The organism is Streptomyces sp. NPDC057445 (genome assembly GCF_042802855.1).
Taxonomy (GTDB): domain Bacteria; phylum Actinomycetota; class Actinomycetes; order Streptomycetales; family Streptomycetaceae; genus Streptomyces.
This window is the reverse complement of the sequence record NZ_JBHVDH010000001.1, coordinates 829,342-841,877: the sequence shown is the minus strand read 5'-3', so window position 1 is coordinate 841,877 and position 12,536 is coordinate 829,342. Positions and strand designations below refer to the sequence as shown.

At 70.4% G+C, this 12,536-nt stretch carries 11 protein-coding genes; 8 read left to right on the top strand and 3 right to left on the bottom strand.

The genetic code is table 11. The annotated features are described in order from the left end of the window. Positions 1-127: 127 nt before the first annotated feature. Together ACFU5O_RS03710 and ACFU5O_RS03705 are read left to right on the top strand one after the other, a co-directional pair. Positions 128-2,413 (top strand): MMPL family transporter, encoded by a 2,286-nt coding sequence (locus ACFU5O_RS03710; protein WP_384235852.1) that lies wholly within the window; start codon positions 128-130, stop codon positions 2,411-2,413. Between the two features lie 41 nt (positions 2,414-2,454). Next, positions 2,455-3,510 carry a zinc-dependent alcohol dehydrogenase family protein gene (locus tag ACFU5O_RS03705; RefSeq protein ID WP_384235849.1) on the top strand — a complete coding sequence of 352 codons (1,056 nt, stop codon included), beginning with the start codon at positions 2,455-2,457 and terminating at the stop codon, positions 3,508-3,510. Positions 3,511-3,516: 6 nt separating this feature from the next. Here the strand turns inward: ACFU5O_RS03705 and ACFU5O_RS03700 are convergent, their stop codons facing one another. Further along, on the bottom strand, positions 3,517-3,714 hold the full coding sequence (locus ACFU5O_RS03700) for a helix-turn-helix transcriptional regulator (RefSeq protein WP_384235847.1): 198 nt from the start codon (positions 3,712-3,714) through the stop codon (positions 3,517-3,519). Between the two features lie 448 nt (positions 3,715-4,162). Continuing rightward, the gene (locus ACFU5O_RS03695) at positions 4,163-5,074 is read right to left on the bottom strand and encodes a sugar phosphate isomerase/epimerase family protein (protein WP_384235844.1); all 912 of its coding nucleotides are present in this window, start codon (positions 5,072-5,074) and stop codon (positions 4,163-4,165) included. Between the two features lie 130 nt (positions 5,075-5,204). Here ACFU5O_RS03695 and iolC point away from each other — a divergent pair, with 130 nt between their 5' ends. Genes iolC through mmsA form a run of 5 tightly spaced genes read left to right on the top strand, consistent with a single transcriptional unit; the run spans position 5,205 to position 11,397 of the window. Next, positions 5,205-6,239 (top strand): 5-dehydro-2-deoxygluconokinase, encoded by a 1,035-nt coding sequence (gene iolC / locus ACFU5O_RS03690; RefSeq protein ID WP_384235842.1) that lies wholly within the window; start codon positions 5,205-5,207, stop codon positions 6,237-6,239. Further along, the gene (locus tag ACFU5O_RS03685; protein WP_384235839.1) at positions 6,236-7,126 is read left to right on the top strand and encodes a deoxyribose-phosphate aldolase; all 891 of its coding nucleotides are present in this window, start codon (positions 6,236-6,238) and stop codon (positions 7,124-7,126) included. Before iolC ends, ACFU5O_RS03685 begins: the two co-directional genes overlap by 4 nt. 16 nt (positions 7,127-7,142) lie before the next feature. Then, on the top strand, positions 7,143-7,973 hold the full coding sequence (gene iolB, locus ACFU5O_RS03680) for a 5-deoxy-glucuronate isomerase (RefSeq protein WP_384235837.1): 831 nt from the start codon (positions 7,143-7,145) through the stop codon (positions 7,971-7,973). Continuing rightward, a complete protein-coding gene (gene iolD / locus ACFU5O_RS03675; RefSeq protein WP_384235835.1) occupies positions 7,970-9,871 on the top strand; it encodes a 3D-(3,5/4)-trihydroxycyclohexane-1,2-dione acylhydrolase (decyclizing) in 1,902 nt (633 codons plus the stop codon). Before iolB ends, iolD begins: the two co-directional genes overlap by 4 nt. A 23-nt stretch (positions 9,872-9,894) precedes the next feature. Beyond that, entirely contained in the window at positions 9,895-11,397 is a 1,503-nt protein-coding gene (gene mmsA, locus ACFU5O_RS03670) for a CoA-acylating methylmalonate-semialdehyde dehydrogenase (protein ID WP_384235832.1), read from the top strand. A gap of 82 nt (positions 11,398-11,479) precedes the next feature. On the opposite strand, the gene ACFU5O_RS03665 is transcribed toward mmsA, so the two are convergent. Next, the gene (locus tag ACFU5O_RS03665) at positions 11,480-11,857 is read right to left on the bottom strand and encodes a hypothetical protein (RefSeq protein ID WP_384235830.1); all 378 of its coding nucleotides are present in this window, start codon (positions 11,855-11,857) and stop codon (positions 11,480-11,482) included. A gap of 83 nt (positions 11,858-11,940) precedes the next feature. Between ACFU5O_RS03665 and ACFU5O_RS03660 the strand changes: the two genes are divergently transcribed. Continuing rightward, complete coding sequence (locus ACFU5O_RS03660) at positions 11,941-12,534, top strand: DUF4291 domain-containing protein (protein WP_384235828.1); 594 nt, start codon at positions 11,941-11,943, stop codon at positions 12,532-12,534. The last annotated feature ends 2 nt before the right edge of the window (positions 12,535-12,536 follow it).

The window sequence follows — 12,536 nt, the reverse complement described above, 5'->3', positions numbered from 1 at the left end:
GGCCGCTCGCATTCTTGAAAAACGCGAGCGATGACTCGTGTTTGCCAGTCTATGGCAATCGTCGACCTGTGCTTCCTGCGTGCTGCCTGCCACGCCGCACCGGTCTCGGTGAAGGGGACACCGCACCATGTCTGGAGTCAACAGCGCGCCGCGCCCCGGCCGCTGGACCCGCATCGTCACCGCCCGACCGCGGCTGTCGTTGCTGCTCGCCCTGGTGATCACGGCACTCGCCGTGTTCGCGGGCAGCGGGGCTGCCGATCGCATGGGCAGCGGGGGCTGGGATGCCCCCGACGCCGAGTCGACATATGCCACGAAGGCCCTGGACCGCGAATTCCCCGCCGCGCGCCCGAATCTGCTGCTGCTCGTCGACAGCGGGCAGAAGAGCGTGGACGATCCGGCCGTCGTGGCCGAGGCCGCGCGGTTGGCGAAGCGGCTGGCAGGCGAGAAGGACGTCACGGGCGTCGGCTCGTACTGGCAGACCAGGTCGCCCGCGCTGCGCGCCGAGAACGGCCGGGAGGCTCTGATCGCCGCCCGGATCGAGGGGGACGAGAAGGCCGCCGGGGAGGTGCTGGAGCGCATCGCGCCCGGGTACCGGGGCGTGCACGGTCCCGTGAAGGTCTCCGTCGGAGGCCCGGTCGCGGTCATTCACGACATGCAGACGATCATCCAGGAGGATCTGCTGCGGGCCGAGATGATCGCCCTGCCGGTCACGCTGGTGCTGCTCGTGATGGTGTTCGGAAGCGCGGTGGCGGCCATGCTGCCGCTGGGCATCGGAATCGTCGCCATCCTGGGTACGAACGCGATCCTGCGCGGACTCACCGAATTCACCGATGTGTCGGTCTTCGCCCAGAACCTCACGACGGCCCTCGGACTCGGACTCGCCATCGACTACGCCTTGTTCATCGTGCGCCGGTTCAGGGAGGAGCTGGCCGCAGGCGCGGAGACCAGGGAGGCGGTCGGGATCACCCTGCGCACCGCGGGCCGGACGGTGCTCTTCTCGGCGCTCACGGTCGCCGTCTCGCTGGCCGCCATGCTGGTCTTCCCCCAGTACTTCCTGCGCTCGTTCGCGTATGCCGGGATCGCGGTGGTGCTGCTCGCCGCCTCGGCCGCACTGATACTGCTGCCCGCCGCACTGATACTGCTGGGGCACCGGGTGAACGCATTGGACCTGCGCCGGCTGTTGCGCGGGCGGGCAGGGAAGCAGAGCGGCGACGACTCCGTGGAGGGCGGCGAAAGCGGGGGCTGGGGCCGGGTGGTGTCCGTGGTGATGCGGCGGGCACCGATCTTCGCGGTCGCCACCACCGCGGCGCTGGTGCTGCTCGGACTGCCCTTCCTCGGTGTGAAGTTCGGGATCGCCGACGACCGTCAGCTGCCGTCGAACGCCGAGTCGCACGTCGTGCAGCAGCACATCCGGGACGCATTCCCCGGCAGCCCGGGCGGCGGCCTGGATGTCTTCGCCGAGGGTAAGGCCACCCCCGCGCAGTACGCCGAGTACCGCGACCGCATCGCCGCTCTGCCTGGAGTGCTGCGAGTGGACGGACCGCTCGTCTCCGGTGCGAACGCGACCTTCACGGTGCTGCCCGAGGAGGAGGCCGTCGGCGAGGAGTCCCAGCGGCTCGTGCGGGAACTGCGCGCGGAGCCTGCGCCGTTCGAGACCTCGGTGACCGGTTCGGCAGCGAGGCTGGTCGACTCCAAGGACGCGATAGGTGACCGGCTGCCTTGGGCGGCAGGCATCATCGCGGTCGTCACGCTGCTGCTGGTCTTCCTGCTCACTGGAAGCGTGGTGATCCCTCTCCAGGCCGTCGTGCTCAACGGGCTGAGTCTGACCGCGATGTTCGGGGCCGTGGTCTGGGTCTTCCAGGAGGGCCACCTTGCCGGGCCGCTCGCCTTCACGGCGACCGGTTCCATCGAGACGACATTGCCCGTACTGATGTTCTGTGTGGCCTTCGGACTCTCGATGGACTACGGAGTGTTCCTGCTTTCCCGGATCAAGGAGGAGTACGACCGCACCGGCGACCATGAGCACGCCGTGGGCTACGGGCTGCGCCGCACGGGCGGACTGATCACCGCTGCGGCCGTGATCCTGGCGGTGGTGATGGTCGCGATAGGCACCTCGCGCGTGAGCAACACCAAGATGCTCGGTCTCGGCATCGCCCTCGCCGTGGTGATGGACGCGATGGTGGTGCGCAGTCTGCTGGTGCCGTCCGTGATGAAGCTGACGGGCAGGGCGACCTGGTGGGCACCGGCTCCGCTGCGTGCCTTCCATTCCAGGTTCGGCCTCAGTGAAGGCGGGATATCCGGGCCCGCTCCGGCCGGCGGCAGCGCCGGGGAGCGGGACGGGGCGGAGCCGGCGGGCCCTGAGCAGGAGGACCGTGACGACCTGGACCGGGACAAGGCAGCGGTGGGCGGCTAGGTTCGAGCCGATCCGAGCGGACCCGGGAAGGGACGAGGCCGATGAGGGCTGTGGTGTTCGAGGAGTACGGACAGGACCCGGGCGTGCGCGAGGTCCCGGACCCGGTGCCGTCGGATCACGGTGTCGTCGTACGCGTCGAAGCCACCGGGCTGTGCCGCAGCGACTGGCACGGCTGGATGGGGCACGACCCGGACATCACCCTCCCGCACGTCCCCGGGCACGAGCTCGCCGGAGTCGTCGAGGCAGTGGGCCCCGCGGTTGCCAACTGGCGCCGCGGGGACCGGGTCACGGTCCCGTTCGTCTGTGCCTGCGGCCGCTGTGCCGCCTGCGCGGCCGGGGACCAGCAGGTGTGCGAGAGTCAGACCCAGCCCGGGTTCACCCACTGGGGCTCCTTCGCCGAATACGTGGCCCTGGAGCACGCGGACGTCAATCTGGTGGCCGTGCCGGAGGAACTGTCGTTCGCGACGGCTGCGGGGCTCGGATGCCGGTTCGCGACCGCTTTCCGCGCCGTGGTTGCCCAGGGGCGCGTGGCGCCGGGCGAGTGGGTCGCGGTGCACGGCTGCGGCGGAGTCGGGCTGTCCGCGGTGATGATCGCCGTGGCCTGCGGGGCCCGGGTGGTTGCCGTGGACGTCTCGCCGCGGGCACTCGAGCTGGCCCGCAAGTTCGGCGCGGCGGAATGCGTGGACGCCACTTCGCTGACCGGGGCGGGCGGTACGGCCGAGGCGGTGCGCGAACTGACGGGCGGTGGTGCCCATCTCTCGCTCGACGCGCTCGGCTCACCCGTCACCTGTGCTGCCTCGGTCCGGAGCCTGCGCCGTCGCGGACGGCATGTGCAGGTCGGCCTGCTTCCCTCCGCCGCCGGAGACCCCGTGGTGCCGATGTCCCGGCTCATAGGGCTGGAACTGGAGATCCTGGGCAGCCATGGAATGGCCGCGCATGCCTACGGTCCGATGCTGGAGATGGTCCGCTCCGGGGCGCTGCGGCCGGACCTTCTGGTGACCTCGGTGATCTCCCTCGATTCGGCACCGGCCGCCCTCTCCGCCATGGGAGGGGCCCCGGGCGCGGGCGTGACGATCATCGAGCCGGCCCGGACCTGAGCGAGCTCACTCCCTGCGGCTCCTGTTCCCTGGGCGGTTGGCGACCCAACTGCGGATCGTGTCCGCGTACCAATAGGGCTTTCCGGCCTCCACATGATCGGGCGGCGGAAGGAGACCGTGCTTGCGATAGGAGCGAACCGTGTCCGGCTGCACCCGGATGTGCGCGGCGATGTCCTTGTAGGACCAGAGCCGTCTGTCCGTCATGTGTGGCACCTCCCTGCGTGCGCCGCAGCGGGCGGCAGGAGGAGCCGTCGGGGGAGCTGCGACGCGGACGCTGGCGATCACTGAGCCTGTGCCCTATGAACGAATCCGGGCGGGCAGGAGGGAGCGGCTGTCGAGAGCCTGTGACGGAAGACCCGCGTAACGGAGACATGTGTGACGGGGTGGCAACCGCCGTGACGCAATCGGCGTCATCCGGCAGTTGACGGGAGCGGACCCGGGCATGTGTCACCGACAGAGCCGAGCCTTTCGCCATCGCCGAGCGCGCGCGAACCCTTGCCGCCGTCCGGGCGATGCCCAGCCCTCGCCGCCGCCCGACATGGGGCGGCGGGGCCGTCCTACGGCCGGAATCCGTGCCAGGGCGCCGGAACCGGCCCCACCTGGCCTGCACTTCAGTGCCAGTGCCAGTGCCAGTGCCAGTGCCGGCCTGCCGTCATGCGCCGCAGGAGCGGAGGAAACGGCGCGTGCGCTCAGCGATGGGGAAGGGCTTGTCCGGGGCGCACGGGTACATGTCCTGCTCGACGATGGCGAACAGTTCGGCGTCCAGCCGCTGGGCCGCGGCCAGTACCGGTTCCAGTGCCGGGACACCGGACGGCGGTTCACACATCACACCCCGCGCCACGGCCGGCCCGAACGGCACCTCGTCGGCGACCACTTCGGCGAGGATCTCCGGATCCACCTGCTTGAGGTGGAGGTAGCCGATCCGTTCGCCGTAGGTCTCGATGAGCTTGACGCTGTCGCCGCCGCAGTAGGCGTAGTGCCCGGTGTCGAGACAGAGCGAGACCAGGCCGGGGTCGGTCGCGTCGAGGAAGCGGCTGACGTTCTCCTCGCTGTCGATGTGGGTGTCCGCGTGCGGGTGGACCACGATGCGCAGCCCGAAGCGGTCGCCGACCTCCTGGCCGAGGCGTTCGGTCTGTGTGGTGAGGCTTCGCCACTGCTCGGCGGTCAGTGTCCGGTCCTCCAGCACGGCACCCGTCTTGTCGTCGCGCCAGAAGGACGGGATGACGACCAGATGGTCCGCGCCCATCGCACGGGTGAGCGTGGCGATGCCGGCGACATGGGCCCAGGTCTTCTCCCAGACGTCCGGCCCGTGGTGCAGCCCGGTGAAGACGGTCCCGGCCGAGACCTTCAGTCCCCGGGACGCGGTCTCCTCTGCGAGCCGGGCGGGGTCGGTCGGGAGGTAACCGTACGGGCCGAGCTCGATCCACTCGTACCCCGCCTGTGCGACCTCGTCGAGGAAGCGCTGCCAGGGAATCTGCTGCGGGTCGTCGGGGAACCACACGCCCCAGGAGTCAGGGGCCGACCCGATCCGGATGCGGTTGAGCGACGGTGCGGAGGAGGTCATGGCGGTCAGCTTTCCGGCCGCCCGAGAAAGGTGTCAAGCTTTCGTCCGAATGTAAGGACAAAATGTTGACAGCCCTCGGGAGTGGGGGCTAGACCAGGGGACAGCCGGGCGTGGAACCGAAGGGACACGTATGCCTCAGCCGTCTCAGTCGTACGACGTGATCACGATGGGCCGGATCGGGGTGGACCTCTACCCTCTGCAGACCGGGGTCCCGCTGGCACGGGTCGAGACCTTCGGGAAGTTCCTCGGCGGCTCCGCCACGAATGTGGCGGTCGCGGCGGCACGGCTCGGCCGCCGGGTCGCGTTGATCAGCCGTACCGGGAAGGACGCCTTCGGGGAGTATCTCCACGAGGCACTGCAGGAGTTCGGGGTCGACGACCGCTGGGTCACGGCGGTGCCGGGACTGCCCACGCCCGTGACCTTCTGTGAGGTCTTCCCGCCGGACGACTTCCCTCTCTACTTCTACCGGCAGCCCAAGGCGCCGGACCTCGAACTGCGCGTGGACGACCTCGACATGGCGGCGATCGGCGCGGCGCGGGTCTTCTGGATGACCGGGACCGGGCTGTGCGAGGAGCCGAGCAGGACCGCGACCCTGGCCGCGCTGGCGCACCGCGCGAAGAGCGGGACGACGGTCTTCGACCTGGACTGGCGCCCGATGTTCTGGACCCGTCCGGACGAGGCGCGCCCCTACTACACGCAGGCGCTCGCCCAGGCGACCGTCGCCGTCGGCAATCTCGACGAGTGCGAAGTCGCGACCGGCGAGCGCGAGCCTCACGCCGCGGCCCGCGCGCTGCTCGACGCAGGGGCCGAACTGGCCGTGGTGAAGCAGGGCCCCAAGGGCGTGCTCGCCGTCCACCGGGACGGCGCGACCGCCGAAGTTCCCCCTGTGGAGGTCGAAGTGGTCAACGGTCTCGGTGCGGGTGACGCGTTCGGCGGGGCGATGGTGCACGGGCTGCTGGCCGGCTGGGAGCTGGAGCGGGTGATGAGGTTCGCGAACGCCGCCGGCGCGATCGTCGCCTCCCGTCTCGCCTGCTCGTCCGCGATGCCTTACCCCGCAGAGGTGGACGCACTCCTCGACGGCCACGCCCCCGGGCCCGAGTACCGCCCAGAGCCGGGCAGTACACCGGGCCACGCCCCCGGCCACGCTCCCGGGACGGCGTCGTGACCCGCGTGGACGTCGGGGACCTCGTCAGGATCAGGGTGCGCCACCCCGAGGCCGTCGCCGAGGCAGCGGCCCGCCGACGCAGGCGCCCTCTCATCGGCGACCACGGCCGACTGATGATCATCGCCGCCGACCACCCCGCCCGCGGAGCCCTCGCCGTCGGTGACCGGCGGTTCGCGATGGCCAACCGCCTCGGCCTGCTGGAGCGGCTCTGCATCGCCCTGGAGCGCCCCGGCGTCGACGGAGTCCTCGCCACCGCCGACATCCTGGAGGACCTGCTGCTCCTCGGCGCCCTCGACGACAAGGTCGTCATGGGCTCCATGAACAGGGGCGGACTCGCGGGCGCCGCCTTCGAACTGGACGACCGGTTCACCGCATACCGGGCGGAGGACCTGGCCCGGCTCGGCTTCGACGCGGGCAAGCTGCTGCTGCGCATCGACTACGACGACCCGGGATCGCTCGAGACCCTGCACTCCACCGCGCGCGCGATCGACGCGATGGCCGCCCACCGGCTGCCCGTCTTCGTCGAGCCGTTCATCTGCCGCCGCGTCGACGGGCGGCTCACCAACGACCTGTCGGCCGAGGCGGTCACCCGGTCCATAGCCATCGCCTCCGGGCTCGCGGGCACTTCGGCCTACACCTGGCTGAAGATCCCCGTCACCGACGACCCGGACGACATGACGCGGGTGATGGAGACCTCGACGCTCCCGGCAGTCCTGCTCGGCGGCGAGGTGGGCGGCTCCGTCGACGACCAGGAGCGTGCCTACGAGAAGTGGCGGGGGGCGCTGCAACTGCCCACGGTCCAGGGTCTCGTGGTGGGCCGCTCGTTGCTCTATCCGGTCGACGGCGATGTCGCGGCGGCTGTCGACACCGCCGTAGGACTGCTCTAGGGGGTACGGAGAACTCATGACCCACACGGACGCCACCGCACACGAGCGGCATGTACGCGCAGGGACCGCGGCCGACGGGCCGTACGCGCTCGACATCGACCCCAAGACGGCAGGGTGGGGCTACACCGCGCTTCGCATCCTGGAGCTGCGCCCGGGCGGTTCGCATCTGCTCGGCGCCGGGGACAGCGAGTGGATCGTGCTTCCGCTCAGCGGCGGCTGTACGGTGCAGACAGAGGGCGAGACCATGGAACTGCTGGGCAGGGAGAGCGTGTTCGCCGGAGTCACCGACTTCGCCTACGTGCCGCGCGACGCCCATGCACAGATCGCCTCCGGCGCGGGAGGCCGCTTCGCCCTGGCAGGAGCGAAGTGCGAGCGACGACTCCCCGCTCGCTACGGCCCCGCGCCGGAGGTACCGGTCGAGCACCGCGGCACGGGCAACTGCGCCCGCCGCGTGAACAACTTCGCCGCCGCCGACACCTTCGAGTGCGACCGCCTCATCGCCGTCGAGGTGTTCACGCCGGGCGGCAACTGGTCGTCGTATCCGCCCCACAAGCACGACGAGCACCGGCCGGGCGAGGAGACCAGACTCGAAGAGATCTACTACTTCGAGATCGACGGCGAGCACGGATTCGGCTACCAGCGCGTGTCACCGTCGCGCCCCGGCGGTACGGACCTGCTCGCCGAGGTCCGCGGCGGCGACGCCGTCCTCGTCCCCGACGGCTGGCACGGACCGTCCATCGCCGCGCCCGGCCATGACATGTACTACCTGAACGTCATGGCGGGCCCGGGCCCCGAGCGGCAATGGCGGATCTGCTTCCACCCCGACCACACGGAGGGCTACCGATGAGCACGGGACCGAGCACGCCCCGCCCCGGCATGCGCCGCCTCACCACCGCACAGGCACTGGTCGCCTTTCTCGCCCGCCAGTACACCGAGCGAGACGGCCACCGGCAGCGGCTGATCGGCGCCACCTGGGGCATCTTCGGCCACGGGAACGTGGCGGGGATCGGCCAGGCACTGCTGGAGAGCGGTCCCGACATGCCCTACTACCAGGGCCGCAACGAGCAGGCCATGGTCCACGCGGCCGTCGGCTACGCCCGCCAGTCCGGCCGCCTCTCCACCCATGCCGTGACGACGTCCATCGGTCCCGGTGCCACCAATCTCGTCACGGGCGCCGCACTCGCCACCGTCAACCGGCTCCCCGTTCTCCTTCTCCCCGGGGACACGTTTGCTGCCCGCCCGGCGGATCCCGTCCTCCAGCAGCTGGAAGTCCCCTACGCGGGGGACGTCTCCGTCAACGACTGCCTGCGTCCCGTGTCGAAGTACTTCGACCGGATCACCCGCCCCGAGGCCCTGATCCCGGCAGCTCTCGCCGCCATGCGCGTACTCACCGACCCGGCCGAGACCGGCGCGGTCACCATCGCGCTGCCGCAGGACGTGCAGGCGGAGGCCTACGACTGGCCCGAGGAGTTCTTCGCCGAGCGCATCTGGGGCGTACGCCGCCCGCAGCCCGACCGGGAGGAGCTCGCGGCAGCGGCTGCGGCGGTACGTTGCGCCCACAGGCCCCTGATCATCGCGGGCGGCGGTGTGCACCACAGCGGTGCCGAGTCCGCGCTGAAGACGTTCGCCGAGGCGACCGGCATCCCCGTCGCCTCCACGCAGGCCGGCAAGGGCTCCCTGCGGTACGACCACCCGGCGGACGTCGGCGGCATCGGCCACACCGGCACGGCGGCCGCCGACGAGCTGGCCCGCGCGGCCGACCTCGTCATCGGCGTCGGCACCCGCTACTCCGACTTCACCACCGCTTCCGCCACCCTCTTCACCCACCCCGGCGTCCGCTTCGTCAATCTCAACATCACCGGCTTCGACGCCCACAAGCTCGCCGCGCTCCCGCTCGTCGCCGACGCCCGCGCCGGACTCGAGGCCCTCACCACCGCTCTCCGCGGCCACCACGTGGAGCACGGCTACGAGACGGAGTACGCGGACGACAGGGAGCGCTGGGAGCACCGCGTCGATGCCGCGTACGAGGCGCGCGACGAGGAGGTACGCCCCACCCAGCCGCAGGTGCTCGGCCTGCTCGACGGCCTGGTCACCGACGAGGACATCGTGATCAACGCCGCGGGTTCGCTCCCCGGCGATCTCCACAAGCTGTGGCGGGCCCGTTCCGCCGACCAGTACCACGTCGAGTACGGCTACTCCTGCATGGGATACGAGATCCCCGCGGCCATCGGCGTCGCGATGGCCGCGCCCGGCCGGCCCGTGTGGGCGCTCGTCGGCGACGGAACATACCTGATGAATCCCACCGAAATTGTCACCGCGGTGCAGGAAAACATTCCGATCAAGCTGCTCATCCTCCAGAACCACGGGTACGCGTCGATCGGCGGCCTTTCCGAGTCCGTCGGCTCCGAGCGCTTCGGCACCGCCTACCGCCATCGCGAGGCCGACGGTATGTACACGGGGGCGCCGCTGCCCGTCGACCTCGCGGCCAACGCCGAGTCGCTCGGGATGCGCGTGATCCGCGCCAAGACCGTGCGTGACCTGCGCGAAGCCCTCACGGAAGCCCGCACGGCCGACCGCCCCACATGTGTCTACACCGAGACCGAAACGGCAGACACTGTGTCGGGCGCGCCCCCCGCCCAGGCGTGGTGGGATGTTCCTGTGGCCGAAACCGCGACCCGACCGTCGGCGGTCAAGGCCCGGGAGGAGTACGACCGGCAAGTCTCAGCCCGACGCCGCCATCTCTGAAGGATCTGAAGGAGCTTTTCGTCATGACGAAGACCGTCAACCACTGGATCGGTGGCAAGACCGTAGAGGGCGCGTCCGGCAACTGGGGCCCGGTCACCGACCCGGCGACGGGAGCGGTGACCACACAGGTCGCCCTCGCCTCCGTCGACGAGGTGGATGCAGCGGTCGCCGCCGCGAAGGCCGCGTACGCCACCTGGGGCACGTCATCGCTGGCACAGCGCACGACGATCCTCTTCCGCTTCCGCGCCCTCCTCGATGCGAACCGTGACGCCATCGCCGAGCTGATCACCGCCGAGCACGGCAAGGTCCACTCGGACGCGCTGGGCGAGGTGGCGCGCGGCTTGGAGATCGTGGACCTGGCCTGCGGTATCACCACCCAGCTCAAGGGCGAGCTGTCCACCCAGGTCTCCAGCCGGGTGGACGTGGCGTCGATCCGCCAGCCCGTCGGCGTCGTCGCCGGCATCACGCCGTTCAACTTCCCGGCGATGGTGCCGATGTGGATGTTCCCGCTGGCCATCGCCTGCGGAAACACCTTCGTCCTCAAGCCGAGCGAGAAGGACCCGTCGCCGGCGCTGAAGCTCGCCGAGCTGCTCGCCGAGGCAGGCCTGCCTGACGGTGTCTTCAACGTGGTCCACGGCGACAAGGTCGCGGTCGACCGGCTCCTGGGGCACCCGGACATCTCGGCGATCTCCTTCGTCGGCTCCACACCGATCGCCAGGTACATCCACACCACCGCCTCCGCCAACGGCAAGCGCGTCCAGGCGCTCGGCGGCGCCAAGAACCACATGCTGGTCCTCCCGGACGCGGACCTGGACGCGGCTGCGGACGCGGCCGTCTCCGCGGCGTACGGCTCCGCCGGTGAGCGCTGCATGGCGATCTCCGCCGTCGTCGCTGTCGGTGCGATCGGCGACGAGCTCGTCGACAAGATCCGCGAGCGCGCCGAGAAGATCAAGATCGGCCCGGGCAACGACCCGAACTCCGAGATGGGCCCGCTCATCACCAAGGCCCACCGCGACAAGGTCGCCTCCTACGTGTACGGCGCGGCGGACCAGGGCGCCGATGTCGTCCTCGACGGCACCGGCTACACGGTGGACGGCTTCGAGGACGGCCACTGGATCGGACTGTCGCTCCTCGACAAGGTCTCCACCGAGTCGGACGCGTACCGGGACGAGATCTTCGGCCCCGTGCTCTGCGTGCTGCGCGCCGAGACGTACGAGGAGGGCATGGAGCTGATCAACGCCTCCCCGTTCGGCAACGGCACCGCGATCTTCACCCGCGACGGCGGCGCCGCCCGACGGTTCCAGATGGAGGTCGAGGCCGGCATGGTCGGCGTGAACGTGCCGATCCCGGTCCCGGTGGGCTACCACAGCTTCGGCGGCTGGAAGGACTCCCTCTTCGGCGACCACCACATCTACGGCAACGACGGCGTGCACTTCTACACCCGCGGCAAGGTCGTCACCACCCGCTGGCCGGACCCGTCAGAGGCCCCTGCGGGCGTGGACCTGGGCTTCCCGCGCAACCACTGATCCGCACCCGGAACGCCACCCACACGCCTGACGCCGCGCGGCCCGTACGGAACTCTCACCCCGTACGGGCCGCGCGGCTGTTTCAGTACCGCTCGTCCAGCTCATCGACGACCGCCCTGAGTTCACGCGCGGCCCTCTTCGGCAGGGCCCGCAGCGCGCCCTCCAAGAGGTCCCGGGCCCTGTGCGGATCGCCGCAGCACAGCCACTCGGTACAGCCGGCCTGGTCCTCGTCCCACAGCCGGTGACCAAGCTGCCCCACATGCCGGCGCCACATCCCGAGAGACTCGCGGACGGCGCCGGACCACAGATAGTTGCGGGTCTCCTCGACCCTGGCGATTTCGTGGAGCGCCCGCCGGGACACCCCGCCGATCGGATTCAGCTCGTTCTTCCGGCATCTGCGCCGCACCGCGAACTCGGTACGCACCTGCCGAGGCCGCCTACGCGGCATGGCCTCCGTCATGCACGGTCATGGTCATGTGCCTGATGCTGCCAGGACCGTAACGCCAGGACCAGCGATTTTCGAACTTGGTAGGTTCACGCACCATGACCCCGCCGAACCAGCAGATCCGCGCTGTCCACACGGACACCACGATTACCGTCTACCAGGCCTACGACCCGGCCATCGGCATTCCGGCGGCGCGTGACGGCCGCTTCCCGGCCAGCTGGAAGCGCGACCGGATGACATGGATCAAGCCCTCGTTCCTGTGGATGATGTACCGCTGCGGCTGGGGCACCAAGGAGGGGCAGCAGACCGTTCTCGCGGTCGAGATCGAGCGCGAGGGCTTCGAGTGGGCTCTTCGTAACGCCTGTCTGTCGCACTACGCCCGAGGGCTGTATCCCGATCAGGCGGACTGGAAGCGGCAGTTGCGGCAGGCTCCTGCCCGGGTGCAGTGGGACCCCGAACGCGATCTGCGTCTGGCGCCGCTCCCGTACCGCTCACTGCAGCTGGGCCTCGCCGGGAAGGCGTCGGCGCGCTACGCGGACGAGTGGACCGTGGCCATCGACGACGTGACCCCGCTCGCGCACGAGATCCATGGTCTCGTGCGCGGCGGGGACGTCGAGGGCGCCCGGCGGCTGTTGCCCGAGGAGCGGGTCTACCCGGCAGGGGAGGAGCTCCTCGGGCACCTCATGGCGTAGCC

Bases quoted from the DNA above. Each gene is read 5' to 3' on its own strand.
- ACFU5O_RS03710 (WP_384235852.1), top strand. From the start codon at position 128: ATGTCTGGAGTCAACAGCGCGCCGCGCCCCGGCCGCTGGACCCGCATC.
- ACFU5O_RS03705 (WP_384235849.1), top strand. From the start codon at position 2,455: ATGAGGGCTGTGGTGTTCGAGGAGTACGGACAGGACCCGGGCGTGCGC.
- ACFU5O_RS03700 (WP_384235847.1), bottom strand. From the start codon at position 3,714: ATGACGGACAGACGGCTCTGGTCCTACAAGGACATCGCCGCGCACATC.
- ACFU5O_RS03695 (WP_384235844.1), bottom strand. From the start codon at position 5,074: ATGACCTCCTCCGCACCGTCGCTCAACCGCATCCGGATCGGGTCGGCC.
- iolC (WP_384235842.1), top strand. From the start codon at position 5,205: ATGCCTCAGCCGTCTCAGTCGTACGACGTGATCACGATGGGCCGGATC.
- iolB (WP_384235837.1), top strand. From the start codon at position 7,143: ATGACCCACACGGACGCCACCGCACACGAGCGGCATGTACGCGCAGGG.
- iolD (WP_384235835.1), top strand. From the start codon at position 7,970: ATGAGCACGGGACCGAGCACGCCCCGCCCCGGCATGCGCCGCCTCACC.
- mmsA (WP_384235832.1), top strand. From the start codon at position 9,895: ATGACGAAGACCGTCAACCACTGGATCGGTGGCAAGACCGTAGAGGGC.
- ACFU5O_RS03665 (WP_384235830.1), bottom strand. From the start codon at position 11,857: ATGACGGAGGCCATGCCGCGTAGGCGGCCTCGGCAGGTGCGTACCGAG.
- ACFU5O_RS03660 (WP_384235828.1), top strand. From the start codon at position 11,941: ATGACCCCGCCGAACCAGCAGATCCGCGCTGTCCACACGGACACCACG.